General features: G+C 60.5%; 17 protein-coding genes and 1 tRNA gene. 15 read left to right on the forward strand and 3 right to left on the reverse strand.

Annotated features, from left to right (window positions below):
• The first annotated feature begins 93 nt into the window (after nt 1-93).
• Both F8N36_RS15900 and F8N36_RS15905 read left to right on the forward strand, forming a co-directional pair.
• Nucleotides 94-723, forward strand: coding sequence for a DUF47 family protein (locus tag F8N36_RS15900; RefSeq protein WP_291334030.1), 630 nt, complete (start codon nt 94-96; stop codon nt 721-723).
• A complete protein-coding gene (locus tag F8N36_RS15905; protein ID WP_291334031.1) occupies nt 716-1,720 on the forward strand; it encodes an inorganic phosphate transporter in 1,005 nt (334 codons plus the stop codon). The genes F8N36_RS15900 and F8N36_RS15905 overlap by 8 nt, the downstream gene beginning before the upstream one ends.
• A 386-nt stretch (nt 1,721-2,106) precedes the next feature.
• Here F8N36_RS15905 and F8N36_RS15910 read toward each other — a convergent pair whose 3' ends face one another.
• The 3 genes from F8N36_RS15910 to dut all read right to left on the reverse strand — a co-directional run bounded on the left by F8N36_RS15910 (nt 2,107) and on the right by dut (nt 4,260).
• Nucleotides 2,107-2,328 (reverse strand): TraR/DksA family transcriptional regulator, encoded by a 222-nt coding sequence (locus F8N36_RS15910; protein WP_291334032.1) that lies wholly within the window; start codon nt 2,326-2,328, stop codon nt 2,107-2,109.
• 133 nt (nt 2,329-2,461) lie between these two features.
• Nucleotides 2,462-3,661 (reverse strand): aspartate aminotransferase family protein, encoded by a 1,200-nt coding sequence (locus tag F8N36_RS15915; protein WP_291334035.1) that lies wholly within the window; start codon nt 3,659-3,661, stop codon nt 2,462-2,464.
• 74 nt (nt 3,662-3,735) lie between these two features.
• Nucleotides 3,736-4,260 carry a dUTP diphosphatase gene (gene dut / locus F8N36_RS15920; protein ID WP_291334037.1) on the reverse strand — a complete coding sequence of 175 codons (525 nt, stop codon included), beginning with the start codon at nt 4,258-4,260 and terminating at the stop codon, nt 3,736-3,738.
• A gap of 236 nt (nt 4,261-4,496) precedes the next feature.
• Between dut and F8N36_RS15925 the strand changes: the two genes are divergently transcribed.
• From F8N36_RS15925 to tkt, 13 genes are all read left to right on the forward strand, one after another.
• Nucleotides 4,497-4,781, forward strand: coding sequence for a CD3324 family protein (locus F8N36_RS15925; RefSeq protein WP_291334039.1), 285 nt, complete (start codon nt 4,497-4,499; stop codon nt 4,779-4,781).
• 213 nt (nt 4,782-4,994) lie between these two features.
• Nucleotides 4,995-6,362 (forward strand): methylenetetrahydrofolate--tRNA-(uracil(54)-C(5))-methyltransferase (FADH(2)-oxidizing) TrmFO, encoded by a 1,368-nt coding sequence (trmFO, locus tag F8N36_RS15930; RefSeq protein WP_291334041.1) that lies wholly within the window; start codon nt 4,995-4,997, stop codon nt 6,360-6,362.
• A gap of 165 nt (nt 6,363-6,527) precedes the next feature.
• Nucleotides 6,528-6,604, forward strand: a tRNA-Val gene (locus tag F8N36_RS15935).
• A gap of 162 nt (nt 6,605-6,766) precedes the next feature.
• Entirely contained in the window at nt 6,767-8,698 is a 1,932-nt protein-coding gene (thrS, locus tag F8N36_RS15940; protein WP_291334043.1) for a threonine--tRNA ligase, read from the forward strand.
• 1 nt (nt 8,699) lies between these two features.
• Nucleotides 8,700-9,230, forward strand: a complete 531-nt coding sequence (infC, locus tag F8N36_RS15945; protein WP_291334044.1) for a translation initiation factor IF-3 — start codon at nt 8,700-8,702, stop codon at nt 9,228-9,230.
• A 126-nt stretch (nt 9,231-9,356) separates the two neighbouring features.
• Nucleotides 9,357-9,554: a 50S ribosomal protein L35 gene (gene rpmI / locus F8N36_RS15950; protein WP_179980804.1), complete on the forward strand. Its 198-nt coding sequence runs from the start codon at nt 9,357-9,359 to the stop codon at nt 9,552-9,554.
• Between the two features lie 368 nt (nt 9,555-9,922).
• On the forward strand, nt 9,923-10,276 hold the full coding sequence (rplT, locus tag F8N36_RS15955) for a 50S ribosomal protein L20 (protein WP_291334046.1): 354 nt from the start codon (nt 9,923-9,925) through the stop codon (nt 10,274-10,276).
• 317 nt (nt 10,277-10,593) lie between these two features.
• Complete coding sequence (locus F8N36_RS15960) at nt 10,594-11,631, forward strand: phenylalanine--tRNA ligase subunit alpha (protein ID WP_291334048.1); 1,038 nt, start codon at nt 10,594-10,596, stop codon at nt 11,629-11,631.
• Nucleotides 11,632-11,673: 42 nt separating this feature from the next.
• A complete protein-coding gene (locus tag F8N36_RS15965; RefSeq protein WP_291334050.1) occupies nt 11,674-12,078 on the forward strand; it encodes a translation initiation factor IF-2 in 405 nt (134 codons plus the stop codon).
• Between the two features lie 30 nt (nt 12,079-12,108).
• A complete protein-coding gene (gene pheT / locus F8N36_RS15970; protein ID WP_291334053.1) occupies nt 12,109-14,520 on the forward strand; it encodes a phenylalanine--tRNA ligase subunit beta in 2,412 nt (803 codons plus the stop codon).
• A 78-nt stretch (nt 14,521-14,598) separates the two neighbouring features.
• A complete protein-coding gene (locus tag F8N36_RS15975) occupies nt 14,599-14,952 on the forward strand; it encodes a MerR family transcriptional regulator (RefSeq protein WP_291334055.1) in 354 nt (117 codons plus the stop codon).
• A 147-nt stretch (nt 14,953-15,099) separates the two neighbouring features.
• On the forward strand, nt 15,100-15,819 hold the full coding sequence (gene rpe / locus F8N36_RS15980; protein WP_291334057.1) for a ribulose-phosphate 3-epimerase: 720 nt from the start codon (nt 15,100-15,102) through the stop codon (nt 15,817-15,819).
• Nucleotides 15,820-15,830: 11 nt separating this feature from the next.
• Complete coding sequence (gene tkt, locus F8N36_RS15985) at nt 15,831-17,837, forward strand: transketolase (protein ID WP_291334058.1); 2,007 nt, start codon at nt 15,831-15,833, stop codon at nt 17,835-17,837.
• Nucleotides 17,838-17,854: the final 17 nt, after the last annotated feature.

Consider the following 17,854-nt stretch of genomic DNA (forward strand, 5'->3'; position numbering starts at 1 on the left):
GTATTCGCCACGGCTGAGCAGCGCAGGTCGCCTGTGCGGAGCAGCTGCTATTCGTTGGCGCCCTGCGCCCGCAACCCGTTTTAAGGAGAAGGGATGTTTCCTGCTCTATTGCCCAAATCCGCACCGTTTTTTTCCATGCTGACAGAGCAGAATGATCTGCTGCGCCGCATGGCCGCCCTGCTGGTAAACATGCTGGAAGACGTTTCCAACATGGACCACGTGCACAAGGAAATCGCCTTTCTGGAAGAAGAGGCCGACCTGCTGCACAGCAAGATCATCCGGGCACTTTCGCAGACATTCATCACGCCCATTGACCGCGAGGACATCCTGCGTATCAACCAGGAACAGGAAGAGTGCATGGACTGCCTGCACAGCCTGAGCACGCGGTTGCATATTTTTGAATTCGCCTCCATCCGTTTTCCTGCCCTGCAAATGGCGCGCACCATCAGTGCCATGCTTGACCTTACCCGTGAAATGCTTGAGGGCCTGGCCAGCAGGCGTGATTGCCACAAAACCCGTGCCTTCCGTACCCTGCGCAGCGAATGCGACATGGTGCTGGCCGTAGGCCTGGCAGAATTGATGGACGAGCATCAGGAACTTACAAGCAAGGCTCTCATGCGGGTGCTCAAATGGAGCCAGGCGTACGAGCGCATGAACATTCTGCTTGAGCAGGTCAATGCCCTGGCGGAAACCATTGAGGAAGCGGTGCTGAAAAATGTTTGATATCCCCGTGCTGCTGGCGCTCATTGTGCTGGTGGCCCTGGTGTTCGACTTCACCAACGGCGCGCACGACTGCGCCAATGCCATTGCCACCGTGGTTTCCACCAAGGTGGTCACGCCGCGCTTTGCGGTGGGGGCAGCGGCCTTGCTGAATCTCGGCGGGGCGTTGCTGGGTACGGAAGTGGCCAAAACCCTTGGCAGCGGTATTGTCTTGCCGCAGGTTGTTGAGGGCAGCCATGTTCTCGTGCTGGCGGCACTGGTGGGGGCTATCAGCTGGAACTGTATTACCTGGTATTTCGGCATCCCCTCGTCATCGTCGCACGCACTTATTGGCGGGCTGATCGGCGCGGCAGTGGCCGATGCGGGCTTCGGTGCTCTCAACGGCAAGGGCATCTGGGACAAGGTGCTTGTGCCTCTCGTAGCTTCGCCCATGGCCGGTTATGTGATGGGTTTTGGCTGCATGTGGCTTATTTACTGGATCTGCGGGCGCATTCACCGGCGTACGGTCAACGCCTCGTTCCGGCGTTTGCAGCTTGTGTCTGCCGCCTTTATGGCCACAAGCCACGGCCTCAACGACGCGCAAAAGACCATGGGTATTGTCACGCTCGCCCTGCTGATTTTTGGCAAGATCGACACCGTGGAAGTGCCCATGTGGGTCAAGCTTTCCTGCGCGGGTGCCATGGCTCTGGGCACTGCCGTAGGCGGCTGGAAGATTGTCAAAACCATGGGGCACCGTATCTTCAAACTTGAGCCGGTGCACGGTTTTGCGGCTGAAAGTGCCGCTGCCATGGTAATTACCGGGGCCTCGCTCATGGGCGCGCCGGTCAGCACCACGCACACCATCTCGGCCTGCATTTTTGGCGTGGGTTCCACCAAGCGGCTTTCGGCCGTGCGCTGGAATGTGGCCGCCAATCTGGTGACGGCGTGGGTGCTCACCCTGCCCGCTGCGGCGGGTATTGGCTACATCTCTTACTGGCTGCTGCACTTTATCTGGAACTGACCCCGGTCAGTTCGCCTGCGCTGTAGTCTGCGTGCTGATTATGCGCCCTGTCCGAAATTTGCGGGCAGGGCGTTTTTTTGCGCAAGGAGTGGCCGTTGGCCGTAATGAGGACGGCTAGAGCCGTGAAGAAGCCAGGTACTGATTTTTGCAGCCTGATTATGGGCGAAAAAAAAGGCCCTGCCGTCTGGCAGGCCCTGGGGGCGTGGTAAGCCGGTTGCGCGGAGCAAGGGCGTGCGTAGACGGTTGGGCTTGTGCCTGAAGCCAGCAGCCTGTGCAGCAATGCCGCGCAGGTATGCCCGGTTTGGGGGCTGGTGAGCTGTCAGGGCACGGAACCCCAAATGTCGCGGCCATCAATGCTGGGCCAGTGGCACGTCAGCGCGGGCTGTCTAGTCGCGGCTGCCTTCGCGCTCTTCCTGGCAGGCGCGGCACAGGCCGACACCGGGCAGAGCTTCAAGGCGCTTGGCGGGGATGGGGTCGCCGCATTCACGGCAGCAGGCCACGCCGTTGATCCATTCGGGGCCGCCACGGTCCACTGCGGCACGCGCACGCATGAGGGCCGATTCGCGGTCAAGACGCTCCAGTTCGGTAGCCTGGTCAAAAACGTCCATTTTTTCAACTCCTTGTGTAAAGCAAGCGGCAACCCCGCAGAGCGGGGTTGCCGTATGTTTTTGCAGAATATTTCAGGAAGCACTTTTTAGTGTACAATTGTGCTTCTGTAAAGCCCCGTGGAGGGCGATTTTTTTAAAAAGCCTTCAGGATATCCTCAAGCGTGGCCACAAAACCATCCAGATCAGCCTGGTCGATGTTCAGCGGCGGCAAAAGGCGCAGGGTCACGCCGTGGCTCAGGTTGCATATGTAGCCCCGGCGCAGCAATTCTTCCCACACATCCTTGCCCGAAACAGTCAGCTCGATGCCCAGCATGAGGCCCAGCCCGCGTACCTCGCGGATTTTGCCGGGTACGCGCTGCTGCAGTGCGGCCAGCTGTTCCTTCATGTGTTCGCCAAGCGCTCCTGCACGTTCGGACAGGTGGTCGCGCAGCATGATTTCCACGGTTTTGGCCGCAACGGCAGAAACAAGCGCGCCGCCGCCAAAGGTGGTGGCGTGGCTGCCAGCTTCAAAGCCCTGCGCAACTTCGTCTGTCGCCAGCATGGCACCCATGGGCAGGCCGTTGGCCAGCGACTTGGCCATGCTGATGATGTCGGGCGTGAGGCCGTAGTTCTGGAATGCCCAGAACTTGCCGGTGCGGCACAAACCCGCCTGAACTTCGTCGCACATCAGCAGTATGTCGTGCTTGCGGCACAGGGCCTCAACGCCGTGCAGGTAGTCTGCGGGCAGGGGCACAATGCCGCCTTCGCCCTGGACCACTTCAACCAGCACCGCGGCCGTGGCCGGGGTGATGGCAGCTTCAAGCGCTGCCAGATCGCAGGCCGGAACCTGCTTGAAGCCTTCTGGCAGGGGGGTGAAGCCCTGGCTCAGGCTTTCGCGTCCGGTGGCTGCCAGCGCGCCCAGGGTACGGCCATGAAAGCAGCCGCCCAGGGTGATGATTTCATAGGCATCGCGCTTTTTCACGCTGCGCATGTAGCGACGCGCCAGCTTGATGCAGGCCTCGTTGGCTTCTGCGCCAGAATTGCAGAAAAAGGCCTTGCCGTGGTGGCCGGTGGAGAGCAGCAGCGTTGCCAGCTCCAGCTGTTCTTCCTGATAAAACAGGTTGCTCACGTGCCAGAGCTTGCGGGCCTGGGTTTCCAGAGCCGCACAGATTTCATCATTGCAGTGCCCAAGAGCTGTTACGGCAATGCCAGCCAGCAGGTCGACATATTCCTTGCCGTCCACGTCCCAGAGTCGCGAGCCCTTGCCTCGGACGATAGCCAGCGGGTAACGGCTGTAGGAACGGCAGAGCAGGCTCTCTTCCCCGGCTTTCACGGCGGCAAAAGCTTGTGACATGGACAAACTCCTTCTCGGTGAACGTATGAATGGTGGAATGGATGAAAGACACCGGCGGTGGCCAGTGCAGAGTATCAGCGCCCGGTGTGACCGAAACCGCCGGAACCGCGCTCTGTAGCAGACAGTTCCGAAACTTCACGCCATCGGGGTCGCACGTAGGGCTGAAAAATAAGCTGGGCCACGCGCTCTCCGTTTTGGATACGTCGCTCGTGACCAGAGGTGTTCAGAAGGAACACCAGAATTTCACCGGTATAGTCCGGGTCGATGATGCCAACACCCTGAGCCACGGTGATGCCGTCGCGCGCTCCAAGGCCGCTGCGTGAGTAGACAAAACCGGCAATGCCAGCGGCGCGGGGTTGCACGCTTATGCCCGTGCGTACCTTGAGCCTGCCCCCGACGGGGATAACAGCATCAGGACCCTCAAGGCAGGCGCGCAGGTCCATACCTGCCGACTGGCTGGTGGCAGGGGCCAGAAAGTCGTCCTGCCCCTGAGCGTAGAGCTCACGCGCACCTGCGCGCACAAAGGCAATGTCCACGGGGGCCATGCCTGTTTCGTGCGCCTGGTTGGCGGTGTGCTGTGCTGAAAGATCGTCGTGCATCAGTTGTTAGTAGCGCAGGTTTTCAGCGGGGGCAAGCGCGGTGTTGAGGCCAGAAGTCGTTGACGGCCAGTGGCGGCCAGTATAAAAATAGATATTCACAAACAACTAACAGGGATGCTGGATGAACACTTATAAGGATTCTGCCTGTTGTGCTTAGCAGGGGCTATTGCATAACAGCTTGAATGTTTAGGCAATAGCCCTTGCTCCGTCCTGAATTGTCAGCAGGAGGAAGCACCATGGGCTATAAAAAGGCCACACATGTTTTGCCGCAGCATCTGCTGCAGGCCATACAGGAATATGTTGACGGGGAGTACCTGTACATTCCCCGTAAGGAAGAAAACAGAAAGCAGTGGGGCGAGGTTGCCCCCTGCCGTGCGCAACGTGCGGCCAGAAACCGCGAAATGGTCGCGTGCCGCAATGCGGGCTGGACTGTTCCGCAACTGGCGGAGCGGTATTTTCTTTCGGAAAAAGCGGTTTACAAGATTCTTGCACGTTGTGGGCAAGCCGACAGGGCTGGCTGATGCCGTGTCCATTGGCTCAGTACGCGCAGAAATGTCAGAGCCGGATTATGCCAGCGCCCCGAGAGATCGGGGCGCTTTGCGTTTTTTTACAGGGGCTTTGCCATGCCGCGGGGCGGGTATTCTGCCATAACCATGCTGATGCTTTGCAGACTGTTGGGGCCAGCCCTTGCCAACAGCCGGGTTTTCTTACAAGCTGCGCGGCAAGGAGAATGTATGCAAACCATGTCCATAGCAGTGGTGGGCGGTGGCCTTGCCGGGTGCGAATGTGCCCTGTATCTGGCTCGCGCCGGTCACTCCGTAACCCTGTTTGAACAAAAGCCGGCCCACAGGTCGGCTGCCCATATCAGCGATCATCTGGCCGAACTTGTGTGTTCCAATTCACTGCGTTCAGACGAGCTTACCTCTGGCGTGGGTCTGCTCAAGGCCGAAATGCGTGCCCTTGGCAGCGATTTTATGGCGCTGGCCGACGCGCACCGCGTGCCTGCGGGCAAGGCGCTGGCCGTTGACCGCGAGGCCTTTGCCCGCGCCATGACGGAGCGCGTGGCAGGCCAAGCCAATATCACGCTGGTGCACCATCAGGTGGAATCGCTCGACGATCCCGTGCTTGCGCCTTTTTACGGCGAGGGCAGAGCAGTGGTGCTGGCCGCCGGGCCCATGGCCTCGGAAGGTATTTCCGCCTCGCTGGCCGAGACCCTGAGCGCCAGGCACTGTTATTTTTACGATGCCATCGCGCCTATCGTGTGGACGCATTCCCTTAATATGGATGTCGTGTTCCGCGCCTCGCGCTACGGGCAGGAAAACGGCGAGGGCGAAGGCGAGGGCGACTACCTCAACTGTCCCATGAGCCGCGATGAATACGACGCATTTTATGCAGCCCTGCTGGAAGCGCAGAAGGTTTCGCCCCACGAATTTGAGCAGGAAAAGCATTTTGAGGGCTGCATGCCCATCGAGGCACTTGCCGAGCGCGGCCCCCGCACGCTGACCTTTGGGCCGCTCAAGCCCGTGGGCTTTGTAGACCCGCGCACGGGCCGCCGCCCGTGGGCAATTCTGCAATTGCGGGCTGAAAACGCCAACAGCGAAACCTGCAATCTCGTAGGCTGCCAGACCAAGCTCACCCAGGGCGAACAGGCCCGCGTGTTCCGGCTGGTTCCCGGTCTGGAGAACGCGGAATTCGCGCGTTTTGGCAGCATGCACCGCAATACCTATGTGAATGCGCCAGAGGTTCTTGCGCCCGATCTTTCCCTGCGGGCGCGCCCCGGCGTGTATCTGGCGGGGCAGATCACCGGCGTGGAAGGCTATGTGGAGTCTGCCGCCAGCGGCCTGTGGCTGGGCATGCTGCTTGACGCCCGTGCCCGTGGGCACGAGCTGCCCCCCCCGCCTGTGGAGAGCGCCCTTGGCGGTCTGCTCAACCACCTGCGTACGCCGGTCAAGCATTTTCAGCCGTCCAATGCGCACTTTGGTCTTGTGCCAGAGCTGGGCGAAAAGGCCCGCAAAAAAGACCGCAAGGCCCTGTATTCTGCCCGCGCGCAGGAATGCTTTGCCACGTGGCTGGCAGAACTGCGTCAGACTGGGGCTTTCTAGTGCCCTGATCGGGTTTTTGGGGGCGGTGCGCCAGCCAAAAATATTGGGCGGAAAAACTGGCGGCTCAAGCGGTTTTGAAAGATTGTTTTGCAATAAATTGCGGCAATGTGACAAAAAAGTGTTGACGGGGGCATGGGGAGTAGCTATATAGCCTCTTGCCCATGTAGGAGCGTAGCTCAGGTGGCTAGAGCACTTCCTTGACACGGAAGGGGTCAACAGTTCAAGTCTGTTCGTTCCTACCAAATGACTCTTCGGGGATAGTTCCCCTTAACGGCGGAAGGCCTTGGCCCCGCCCATAGCACAGGTCGCAGCAAGCGACCCGAAGACCGGATTCGGCGCAGTGGGGAGGTTTACCTCCCCACTTTGTTTTATGTGCCTCCGGATGTTTTTGTAAGGAGTTTCTCATGGAAGTCCGCGTGGAAGGGCAGATGGTGGAGGCCGGTGATTCTGTAGCCTCTGCCCTGCAGAAAGCCTTGAGCGGTAAAAAGTTCAAGGCGGTCGTGGCCGCTCGTGCCGACAACGGCGCGCTGCTGGATCTTTCCGCACCCCTGCCTGCTGGCTGCGCCGAGCTTGCGCCCGTGTATGCCGACTCGGCCGAAGGTCTGCAGATGATCCGTCACTCTACCGCCCATGTGATGGCTGCGGCGGTCAAGCGTCTCTTCCCCACGGCCAAGGTCACTATTGGCCCCTCCATTGATACTGGCTTTTACTACGACTTTGACGTGGAAAAGCCTTTTTCCAGCGAAGATTTTCCCGCTATCGAAGCGGAAATGCAGCGCATTGCCGATGCGCGCGAGCCCTTTACCTGCAAGGTGCTGCCCAAGGCCGAAGCCGTTGAGGTTTTTCGCGCCATGGGCGAATCGTACAAGGTAGAGCTGATTGAAAGCATCGACGCCGATACGGTGTCGCTCTACACCTGCGGCGATTTCACCGACCTGTGCCGTGGCCCCCACGTGCCGCACACGGGCTTTGCCAAGGCGGCCAAGCTCATGAGCGTTGCCGGTGCCTACTGGCGTGGCGATGAAAAAAATCGCATGCTTTCGCGTATTTATGGCACGGCCTTTGCCGACCAAAAGGCGCTGGACGCCTACCTGAAACAGCTTGAAGAAGCCAAGCGCCGCGACCACCGCAAGCTGGGCCGCGAGCTCAACCTCTTTACTTTCAAGGAAGATGTTGCGCCCGGCATGGTTTTCTGGCTGCCCCGCGGCATGATGGTTCGCACCATACTTGAAGACTTCTGGCGGCGCGAGCACCTGAAGCGCGGTTACGAAATCGTGCAGGGCCCGCAGTTGCTGCGCGTGGAAACGTGGCAGAAATCCGGCCACTACGACCACTACCGCGAAAATATGTATTTTACGCAGATCGAGGAAGACGCTTACGGCGTCAAGCCCATGAACTGCATCTCGCATATGCTTATTTACGGCAACGAGCTGCACAGCTACCGCGATCTGCCCCAGCGCTATTTTGAACTGGGCGTCGTGCACCGCCACGAAAAAAGTGGTGTGCTGCACGGGCTTTTGCGCGTGCGTCAGTTTACCCAGGACGATGCGCATATTTTGTGCGCGCCAGAGCAGCTTGAAGGCGAAATTCTTGAGGTCATTCACCTTATCCGCGACCTCATGAATTTGTTTGGCTTCCAGTACAAGGTGGCCGTATCTACCCGCCCCGAAAGCAGCATTGGTACCGACGAAGCCTGGGAACTGGCTACCAACGCCCTTACCAAGGCTGTTGAAAAAGCCGGGTTGCCCTACGAGATAAATGCGGGCGATGGCGCGTTCTACGGCCCCAAAATTGACGTGCGCCTGCTTGACTGCATCGGCCGTGAATGGCAATGCTCGACTATTCAGGTTGATTTCACCCTGCCGGAGCGTTTTGACCTCACCTACGTGGGGCAGGACGGCGAACGGCACAGGCCGGTCATGGTGCACCGTGCCATCATGGGCTCGCTCGAGCGGTTCATCGGCATACTTGTTGAGAACTTCGCCGGTGCGCTGCCCACGTGGCTTGCGCCCGAGCAGGCTCGCCTGCTCACGGTGACAGATGCCGGTGATGAGGCTACCCTGAAGATGTGCGACGAGCTGAAGGCGCTGGGTATCCGCGCCACGGCCGACACGCGCAACGAGAAGCTGGGCTTCAAGGTGCGCGAAGCGCAGCTTGCCAAGGTTCCGTTTATTCTGGTGGTGGGTGAAAAAGAAGTGCAGGCGGGCGGCGCCAATGTGCGCCTGCGCAATGGGGATAATCTGGGGCTCAAGTCCGTAGCGGAAATCGCCGCGCTTATCCGGGCGGACGCCGAGGAGCCTTTCAAACAAGGAGGGATGCGCTATAGCTTCGCCTAATATGAGATTCCGTCGCGACATGCCGCAAGACGGTGTGCGTCGCAACGAGATGATCCGCGCCCGCGAAGTGCGCGTGATCGCCGCCGATGGCGAACAGCTTGGAATTCTGCAACGCAATGATGCTATTGCCCTGGCCAAAGAAGCCGGCATGGATCTTGTGGAGGTGGCTTCCACTTCTGAACCGCCCGTTTGTCGCATAATGGACTACGGTAAGTTCAAGTACGAGCAGCAGAAAAAGAAGCAGGAAGCCAAAAAGCGGCAGGCCGTGGTGCAGATTAAGGAAATCAAGGTTCGCCCCAAGACGGACGACCACGATTACGAAACCAAGGTCCGCCACATCCGCCGTTTTCTTGAAGACGGCGACCGCTGCAAGATTACTGTGTTTTTCAGGGGCCGCGAAATTGTCCACAAAGATCGCGGTATGGCCATTCTTGAACGGGTTGTGCAGGACCTTGCCGATATCGCCAAGGTTGATCAGGAAGCCCGCGCCGAAGGCCGCACTCTGCAGATGATGCTGGTTCCAAAAAAGTAGCCGTGTGACATCTGTGCAAGGGGACGAATTTTCCCTTGCGCGGTACGGCGCTTTGGGGCATTATGCCCTTCCCTTGGTGCGCCCGTAAAACGGCGGCCAAGTGTATACGTTTTTAAGGAGTACGCCATGCCCAAGATCAAAACCCGGCGTTCCGCCGCCAAGCGTTTTTCGCAGACCGGCAGCGGTAAGTTCAAGCGTCGCCGCCAGAACTTGCGCCACATTCTGACCAAGAAGGCCGCCAGCCGCAAGATGCGCTTGGGTCAGTCCACCACCGTGGATCAGACCAACGAGAAGGCTGTGCGCCGGATGCTGCCCAACGGCTAGCTGACTTGCCCATTCGCCCGTTGGCTTTGTCAGCCTGCGGGGCGCGCCTCGGTCACATAGGTCTAACTATGCTCCGCTCGGCGCTTCCCTTGGCTTCCGAGTCAACGAACGAATTAGCTGCGTCAGCCGTTTGCATTGCAGACAGCAGAAACAGCAGAGCAAGATATTGCGCAAATCACGGCAAGCGCTGTGAAATCGCAAGGCAAATTCTGTAGGGACTTAGGTAAATCAGCGCGATGCTACGGCATCGGCGGCGCATGCGGAGCCGCGACTGACGTTCAATCCGCGTCTCTCATTTGAGAGTCTGGAGTTTTTTACGCTCCCCAACGGGCATTCCTCCGCCTGGTTGGGAGAAGGAGGCAGCGCATATGCGTGTAAAGAGAGGTCTTGCAAGTCATCGTCGTCACAAAAAATATTTGACCGCAGCCAAGGGTTTCCGCGGCGGCCGCAGCCGTCTGTATCGCACCGCGCGCGAGGCTGTGGAACGCTCGATGCAGTATTCTTATGTGGGCCGCAAGCAGAGGAAACGCGATTTCCGCACTCTGTGGATTCTCCGCATCAACGCCGGCGCGCGTTTGAGCGGTCTGTCCTACAGCCGCTTCATGCACGGCCTCAAGCAGGCTGGCATTGAGCTGAACCGTAAGGTTCTGGCTGACCTTGCCGTGTATCACAAGGACGACTTCGCCAAGATCGTCGATCTGGCCAAGGCCGCTCTGAAGTAAGAGTGGCGCTCCCCGCGCCGGAGGGCAGCCTCCTGGCAGCGACGCATGATTCCTGGCGGAACAGTGCGGCTTGCGGGAGCGGGGCCTTGCATGGTATAAGGCGCGGGCGGTGCACAAGCGCCGTCCGCGCCTTGATTTTTTTGTGTTGCCGGTAAACCCGGCAGGCAGGGCGAATTCATGCCGTGAGGAAGCGTGGGCGCAGAATTGGCATGCTGCCGCAAGGGCGGGTCTGATAGCAGGCCACCCCGCAGCTCTCCCTTTCAGCAACCGCGCCTCCCTTAACAAAAGCCGCACCACGCGGCATTGGGATATCCGCTATGGATCTGATTTCTGCACTGGAAAGCCTGGTTCCTGAACTTGAAAAAGGTCTGGGCCAGGCTTCTTCGTTGGATGCCCTTGAGGCTTTGCGCGTGGATGTTCTGGGTCGCAAGGGCCGCATAGCCCAGATCATGGCCCAGTTGCCTTCGCTTGCCCCGGCAGACCGTCCCGCCGTGGGCCAGACTGCCAACAGCGTCAAAGAACGCTGCAACGCCCTGTTTGAAGCCCGCAAGGCCGCCCTTGAGGCTGGTCGCGAGGCCGAAGCGCTGCGCCGTTTCGATCCCTCCGTGCCCGGTCGCGCCCCCTGGCGCGGCAGCCTGCACCCCACCACACTGGTGACCGAAGAAATCTGCCAGATCTTTCAGGGGCTGGGCTTTGACGTTGCCTCCGGCCCGGAAGTGGAAATCGACTACTACAATTTTGAGGCGCTCAACATGCCGCCCGAACACCCCGCCCGCGACATGCAGGATACCCTGTACGTCACCGAAAAGGTGCTCATGCGCACGCATACTTCGCCCGTGCAGGCCCGCACCATGCTGGCGCGCAAGCCTCCCCTGGCTGTTATCGCCCCCGGCAAGGTCTACCGCCGCGACAGCGACATTACCCACACCCCCATGTTCCATCAGATTGAAGGTCTCATGGTGGGCGAGGGTATCAGCATGGCCCATCTGCGCGGCACGCTTACGGCATTTGTGCGCGCGGTGTTTGGCGCTGAAACCCAGGTGCGTTTTCGCCCCAGCTTCTTCCCCTTTACCGAGCCTTCGGCAGAAGTGGACATTTCGTGCTGCATGTGCGGCGGCAAGGGCCACATTGGCGATGCCCCGTGCCGCGTGTGCAAAACCACCGGCTGGGTTGAAATTCTGGGCTGCGGCATGGTTGACCCGGCAGTGTTCGAGGCCGTGGGTTACCCCGCCGACGTCAGCGGTTTTGCCTTTGGCATGGGCGTGGAACGCGTGACCATGCTCAAGTACGGCATTGGCGATCTGCGCATGTTTTTTGAAAACGACGTGCGCTTTTTGGGCCAGTTTGCCCGGTAGGTCAGTATGCCCAGTGTTGTCAGTTGCATAGCACGCAGTGTCATGCCTGCCCGGTTGCGCCGCCAGCGTGCGGTGTTGCCGCTCGCTTTTGTATTACTTGCGTTGCTGTCCGCGGTTTCGCTTGCACCTTGCAGCCCGCAGTGGCTGGCTGCGCCTTCGGCTCTGGCGGCCTCTGCCTACAGCGCGCGCAATTCGGGTATGGATCCGCCCGGTGAGCCAAAACGCATTGAGGCCCTGCCAAGCAAGAGCGCCGGGCGCACCGCCGAGGGTGGCATGGGGTATACCGATGCCTACGGCAACACCATTGACGACCGCCAGCCGGAAGAAAAGCCCGAACGCAAGCGCCCTCTGCCGGGAGCCTATGGACCGGGCGCGGGCCAGGGCGGCCACTACGAGCGCCCTCTGCCCAACCCGCAAAATCAAACTCCTGCCTGGAGTTTCAAATAACCACGCCAAGGCGCGGAAACAGGACGAACTATGCTGCTCTCACTTTCATGGCTGCGTGAATTTACTCCGTATGAAGGAACGGCCGAGGCGCTGGGCGACCGCCTGACCATGCTCGGCCTGGAGCTGGAAGACATCAGGCGACCCTACGATGCCATCGGCTCCATTGTGGTGGGGCATGTGGTTTCGTGCGACAACCACCCGGAATCTGACCACCTGCATGTGTGCAAGGTGGACGCCGGGCAGGGCGAGCTGCTGGATATCGTTTGCGGTGCGCCCAACGTGGCAGCCGGGCAAAAGGTTCCTGTGGCTCTGGTTGGCACAAAAATGCCCGACGGCCTGGTGATCAAAAAGGCCAAGCTGCGCGGCGCGCCTTCCTTTGGCATGATTTGCTCTGAACGCGAGCTGGGCCTGACCGAAGACCACACCGGCATCATGGTGCTGCCCGAAAGCTTTGTGGTGGGCAAGCCCCTGGTGGAACAGCTTGAGCTGGACAGGGAAGTGCTCGATATTTCCATTACGCCCAACCGTGCGGACTGCCTCTCGGTGCTGGGCCTCGCCCGTGAAACCGCCCTTGCGTGCAGCCTGCCACTTTCCATCCCTGATCTGCCGCTCGAACTTGACGCAGCAGGGTCTGAGGTGCTGGTTCCCATTGATATTGAAGACCCCGAACACTGCTGGCTGTATTCTGGCCGAGTGATTACGGGCGTCAAGATCGGGCCTTCGCCCATGCGCCTGCGTCACCGCCTGCATGCCGTGGGTGTGCGCCCCATTTCCAATATCGTGGACGTGACCAACTACATTCTTTTTGAATGCGGTCAGCCCCTGCACTCCTTCGACATGGACAAGCTCGAGGGTGGCCGCATTGTGGTGCGCCGCGCGCAGGAAGGCGACAAGTTCACCACCCTGGACGGACAGGAACGCACGCTTACCGGTGCCGACCTGTACATACGCGACGGAGCCCGCGCCGTGGCACTGGCCGGTGTTATGGGCGGCCTGAACAGCGAGATTTCCGATGCAAGCACCAACGTGTTTCTGGAAAGCGCCGTGTTCAAGCCCGCCACCATCCGCAAAACTTCGCGCCGTCTGGGCCTTTCGTCCGAAGCTTCGTACCGCTTCGAACGTGGCATTGACCAGCAGCGCACCGTGTGGGCGCTTGACCGCGCCTGCGCCATGATGGCCGCCGTGAGTGGCGGACGCGTGCAGCGTGGCCTTTCCATCAGTGAACCCTGCCCCTTCAAGGGCGCGAGCATCGAATTCCGCCCCGCTCGTGCCGATTCTCTGCTGGGTGTGCACCTCACCAACGAGTTTGACGAAAGGGTGCTGACCGGCATGGGCTGCAACGTGGACAAGGGCGAAAACAGCCCCGTGTGGCGCGTGAGCCAGCCTTCGTGGCGGCCCGATCTCACCCGCGAGGCCGATCTTATTGAAGAAGTGGGCCGCGTGCACGGGCTCGATACCATCGCTCCCGTGCTGCCCGCCGTTGCCCGCAATCTTGACCGCGCTGGCGAGCCGGAATCCCGCTATGGTTTCTGGTCGCGCCTGAAGCACTGGGGTGCCGGTCTTGGCCTCAACGAAGCTGTGAACTACAGCTTTGTGGGCCACAAGGACATGGACCACCTGAGCCTGCCCCGCGAGGGCCGCATCTCCATCATGAACCCCCTGTCGGCAGAACAGGATGCCCTGCGCACCGCGCTGGCCCCTGGCCTGCTGTACGATCTGCGCAACAACCTTGCCCAGGGTGCTCAGGGGCTGCGACTGTTTGAACTGGCCAATATTTTTGAGGCCGATGCCGCTTCTGAAACCACTGCCCGTGAAACGGGCATGCTGGGCGTGCTGCTGTACGGCGCGCGTTACGACACTGCCTGGCCCCAGGCAGAAGGCGATATGGACTACGCCGACCTCAAGGGCGTGGTGGAAAACCTGCTGCACTACCTGCACCTTGAAGCTCCCACCTACGAGCTTGCGCAGCAGCACGCCTTTTTGCTGCCCTGCGTCAACATCTTTGTGCAGGGCCGCGCCGTGGGCTTCATGGGCCGGGTCAAACCCGCCATGGCCGACGAATATCATGCGCGCAAGGACGTGTGGGTGGCCGAGATGAACCTCGAAATCCTGCGCGAGCTTCACGATGCGGCCACGGTGCGCTTTGCGCCCCTGCCCGTATACCCGCCCGTACGACGCGATATTACGGTTACCACTGGTACCGGTCTCAAGGTGGCCGACATTATTGCCCATGTGCAGGGCCTCAAGGTTGCCCTGCTGGAAGACGTGGCCCTGGTCGACTGCTTTGAACCCAAGGTGGAGCAGGACGAAGAGCCCGTGCGCAACCTTACCTTCCGGCTTACCTTCCGCCATGCGGAGCGTACCCTGAAGGATACGGAAGTGGACAAAGAGCGGGAGAAGGTGGCACAGTCACTGGTGAGCGCTCTGGGCGTAAAGATCTAGCAACGTGCGCGCCGGCCCGGCTTTTTCGGGCCTGCGCATTTCCAGCACATGGTCAGAGAGTTTCAGGAGGGGTATAGCATGTCGGACCACACGCCCGACAATACCTATCGCATAGGCGAGGTTGCGGAACTGCTCGACCTCAAGACCCATGTGCTGCGCTTCTGGGAAACGGAGTTTCCCCAGCTGGCGCCGTTGCGCACCGGTAAGGGCCAGCGCCTGTACACAGAAGAAAACGTGGCCCTGTTGCGCCGTATCCAGCAGTTGCTGCACGAGCAGGGCATGACCATTGAAGGCGCGCGTCGCGTGCTTGCGGGCAGTGCGGTGGTGGATGACAGCCTGCCCGAAAGGGTGGCGGCCGTGCCCGACCCGAATTTTATGCGCATGCTTCAGCGCGAGCTGATCTCGCTGCGCCGCCTGCTCAGCGAAAAGTAGGCAGCCTTGGCAGCTGCAAGCCAGACCCGGCTTGCGTAAATAACTGATGCGGCAGTACGCCTGCCGAAAATTTCAGGGAAGGGACGCGGGGGAGGCGACCCTTTCTGTTGGTGGTCCTCCCCCGCAAAACGACCCCCCGATATAATCATGATTTTATCGCCCTCATTGCTGTCTGCCGATTTCGCCCGACTGGCCGAAGAGCTTGCCGCTCTTGAAGCAGCTGGCGTCACCTGGTTGCATCTGGACGTAATGGATGGGGCCTTTGTGCCCAACATTACCTTTGGTCCCCCGTTGATTAAGGCCTTGCGGTCTGTCAGCGGGCTTTTTTTTGACGTGCACCTCATGGTGAATGATCCGGCCCGGTACATTGCTGATTTTCACAAGGCCGGGGCAGACATGCTGGTTATCCACGCCGAGGCCGACAGGCACCCCCAGCGCACCCTCACGGCCATACGGGCCATGGGTTGCAAGGCGGGCCTTGCCCTCAACCCCGGCACGGATATCAGCGCGGCACGGTGGCTGGCGGCAGATATGGACATGCTGCTGCTCATGAGCGTGAACCCTGGTTTTTCGGGGCAGGCTTTTATTCCCGCCACGTTTGACAAAATCCGCGCCGCCCGCCAGATGCTCGACGCCAACGGCGGAGCCGACGCGCTTATCCAGATCGACGGCGGCGTGTGCCCCGAAAACACGGCCCAGCTTGTGGATGCCGGAGCAGAAGTTCTTGTGTCCGGTTCGGCCTTTTTTGGCCACAAACCATACGACAAGCGGCTTGCCGCCTTCATGGCTCCCTTGGCGGGCAGAACACCCCGCTCTGCGGAAGAAGCCCTGAAACGACGCGCCGCCAACAATATCACGCAAAAGTAGAGGAAAGAGTCATGCCCACCCGCAGACAGTGCGCCAATGCCATCCGCGCCCTTGCCATGGACGCCATTGAAAAAGCCCGCTCCGGTCACCCCGGCGCACCTCTGGGAATGGCCGACATGGCCGAAGCCCTGTGGCGTCACGGTTTCAAGCACAACCCCGCCAACCCCCGCTGGTTTGACCGCGACAGGTTTGTGCTTTCCAACGGCCATGCTTCCATGCTGCTGTACGCCCTGCTGCACCTCACAGGCTACGATCTGCCCATGGAAGAGCTGCGCAACTTCCGCCAGTGGGGAGCCAAAACCGCAGGCCACCCGGAATACGAACCCGATCTGGGCATTGAAATGACCACCGGCCCTCTGGGGCAGGGCATTTCTTCCGCCGTGGGCATGGCGCTGGCCGAAAGCATGCTGGCCGCCCGTTACAATACGCCTGAACACAAGATTGTGGACCACCACACCTATGTGTTCACCGGCGACGGCTGCCTGATGGAAGGAGTCTCGCACGAAGCCTGCTCTCTGGCGGGCACCTGGGGCCTCGGCAAGCTCATCACCCTCTATGATTCCAACGGTATTTCCATCGACGGCAAGATCGACGGCTGGTTCAACGAAGACGTGGCCGCGCGCTTCCGCGCCTATCACTGGCAGGTCATCGGCCCCATCAACGGGCACGACGCTTCGGCCCTGGACGCAGCCATTGCCGAGGCCAAGTCCGACCACAGCCGTCCCAGCCTTATCATCTGCCGTACCCACATTGGTTTTGGTTCGCCCAAGGCCGATTCGTCCTCCTGCCATGGCTCGCCTCTTGGCGACGAGGGTATTGCCGCCACCCGCGCTGCCCTTGGCTGGACAGAGGAACCCTTCAGCGTTCCCCAGGATCTGTACAAGGCGTGGGACGCGCGCGAAAAGGGCAAGGCCGACGAGGCCGCCTGGGAACACACCTTTGCGGAATACGCCACTGCCAACCCCGAGCTGGCTGCCGAATTTACCCGCCGCATGCGCGGCGAACTGCCCGGCGGCTGGGCGACCATTGCCCAGAACATGGTGGCCGACGCCGTGAGCAAGGCCGAAACCACGGCAACCCGCGTGGCCTCCAAAAAAGCGCTGGAATGCCTTGTGCCCTATCTGCCCGAACTGGTGGGCGGCTCTGCTGACCTCACCGGCTCTGTAGGCACGCTCACCAGCTCTTCCGAGCACATGGACGTGCAGACCCACGAGGGCAACTATGTTTCCTACGGCGTGCGCGAATTCGGCATGAGCGCCATCATGAACGGCTTTGCCCTGCACGGCGGTTTTATTCCTTACGCCGGTACGTTCATGTCTTTTGCCGATCAGGCCAAAAACGCCCTGCGTCTTGCCGCCATCATGGGTATCCGCTCTGTGTGGGTGCTGACGCACGACTCCATCGGCGTGGGCGAGGACGGCCCAACCCACCAGCCAGTGGAGCAGCTCGGCATGCTGCGCCTGATGCCCAATTTCAACGTGTGGCGTCCCTGCGACACGGTGGAAACCGCCGTGGCCTGGCGCTGCGCCCTCGAGAACGCCCACACGCCTACCGGTCTTTCACTTTCGCGCCAGAATCTGCCTTTCTGCCAGCGTACCGATGCACAGGTAGAGGCCATTGAGCGCGGCGGCTATGTACTGCGCGACTGCAAGGGTACGCCCGAGATCATCCTTATGGCCACCGGTTCCGAAGTGGGTCTGGCCCTTGAGACGGCAGAGCAGCTGAACGCCAATGGCCGCAAGGCCCGCGTGGTTTCCATGCCCTGCACCGAGATTTTTGACGCGCAGGACGCGGCCTACAAGGAAAGCGTGCTGCCCCGTGGCGTGCGCGCCCGCATTGCCATTGAAGCCGCAGCGGCGGACTACTGGCGCAAGTATGTGGGCCTTGACGGCGCAGTGGTCGGCATGGAGCGCTTTGGCGCCTCCGCGCCTGCCAAGGTACTTTTTGAGCGCCTGGGCTTTACCGTGGCGCATGTGCTGGAACTGGCGGAAGAGCTTTTGCAGCAGGGTACGAAGTAGCCCCTCTGCCAAACCGG

Origin of the sequence: Desulfovibrio sp. (assembly GCF_009712225.1) — a bacterium.
GTDB lineage: Bacteria > Desulfobacterota > Desulfovibrionia > Desulfovibrionales > Desulfovibrionaceae > Desulfovibrio.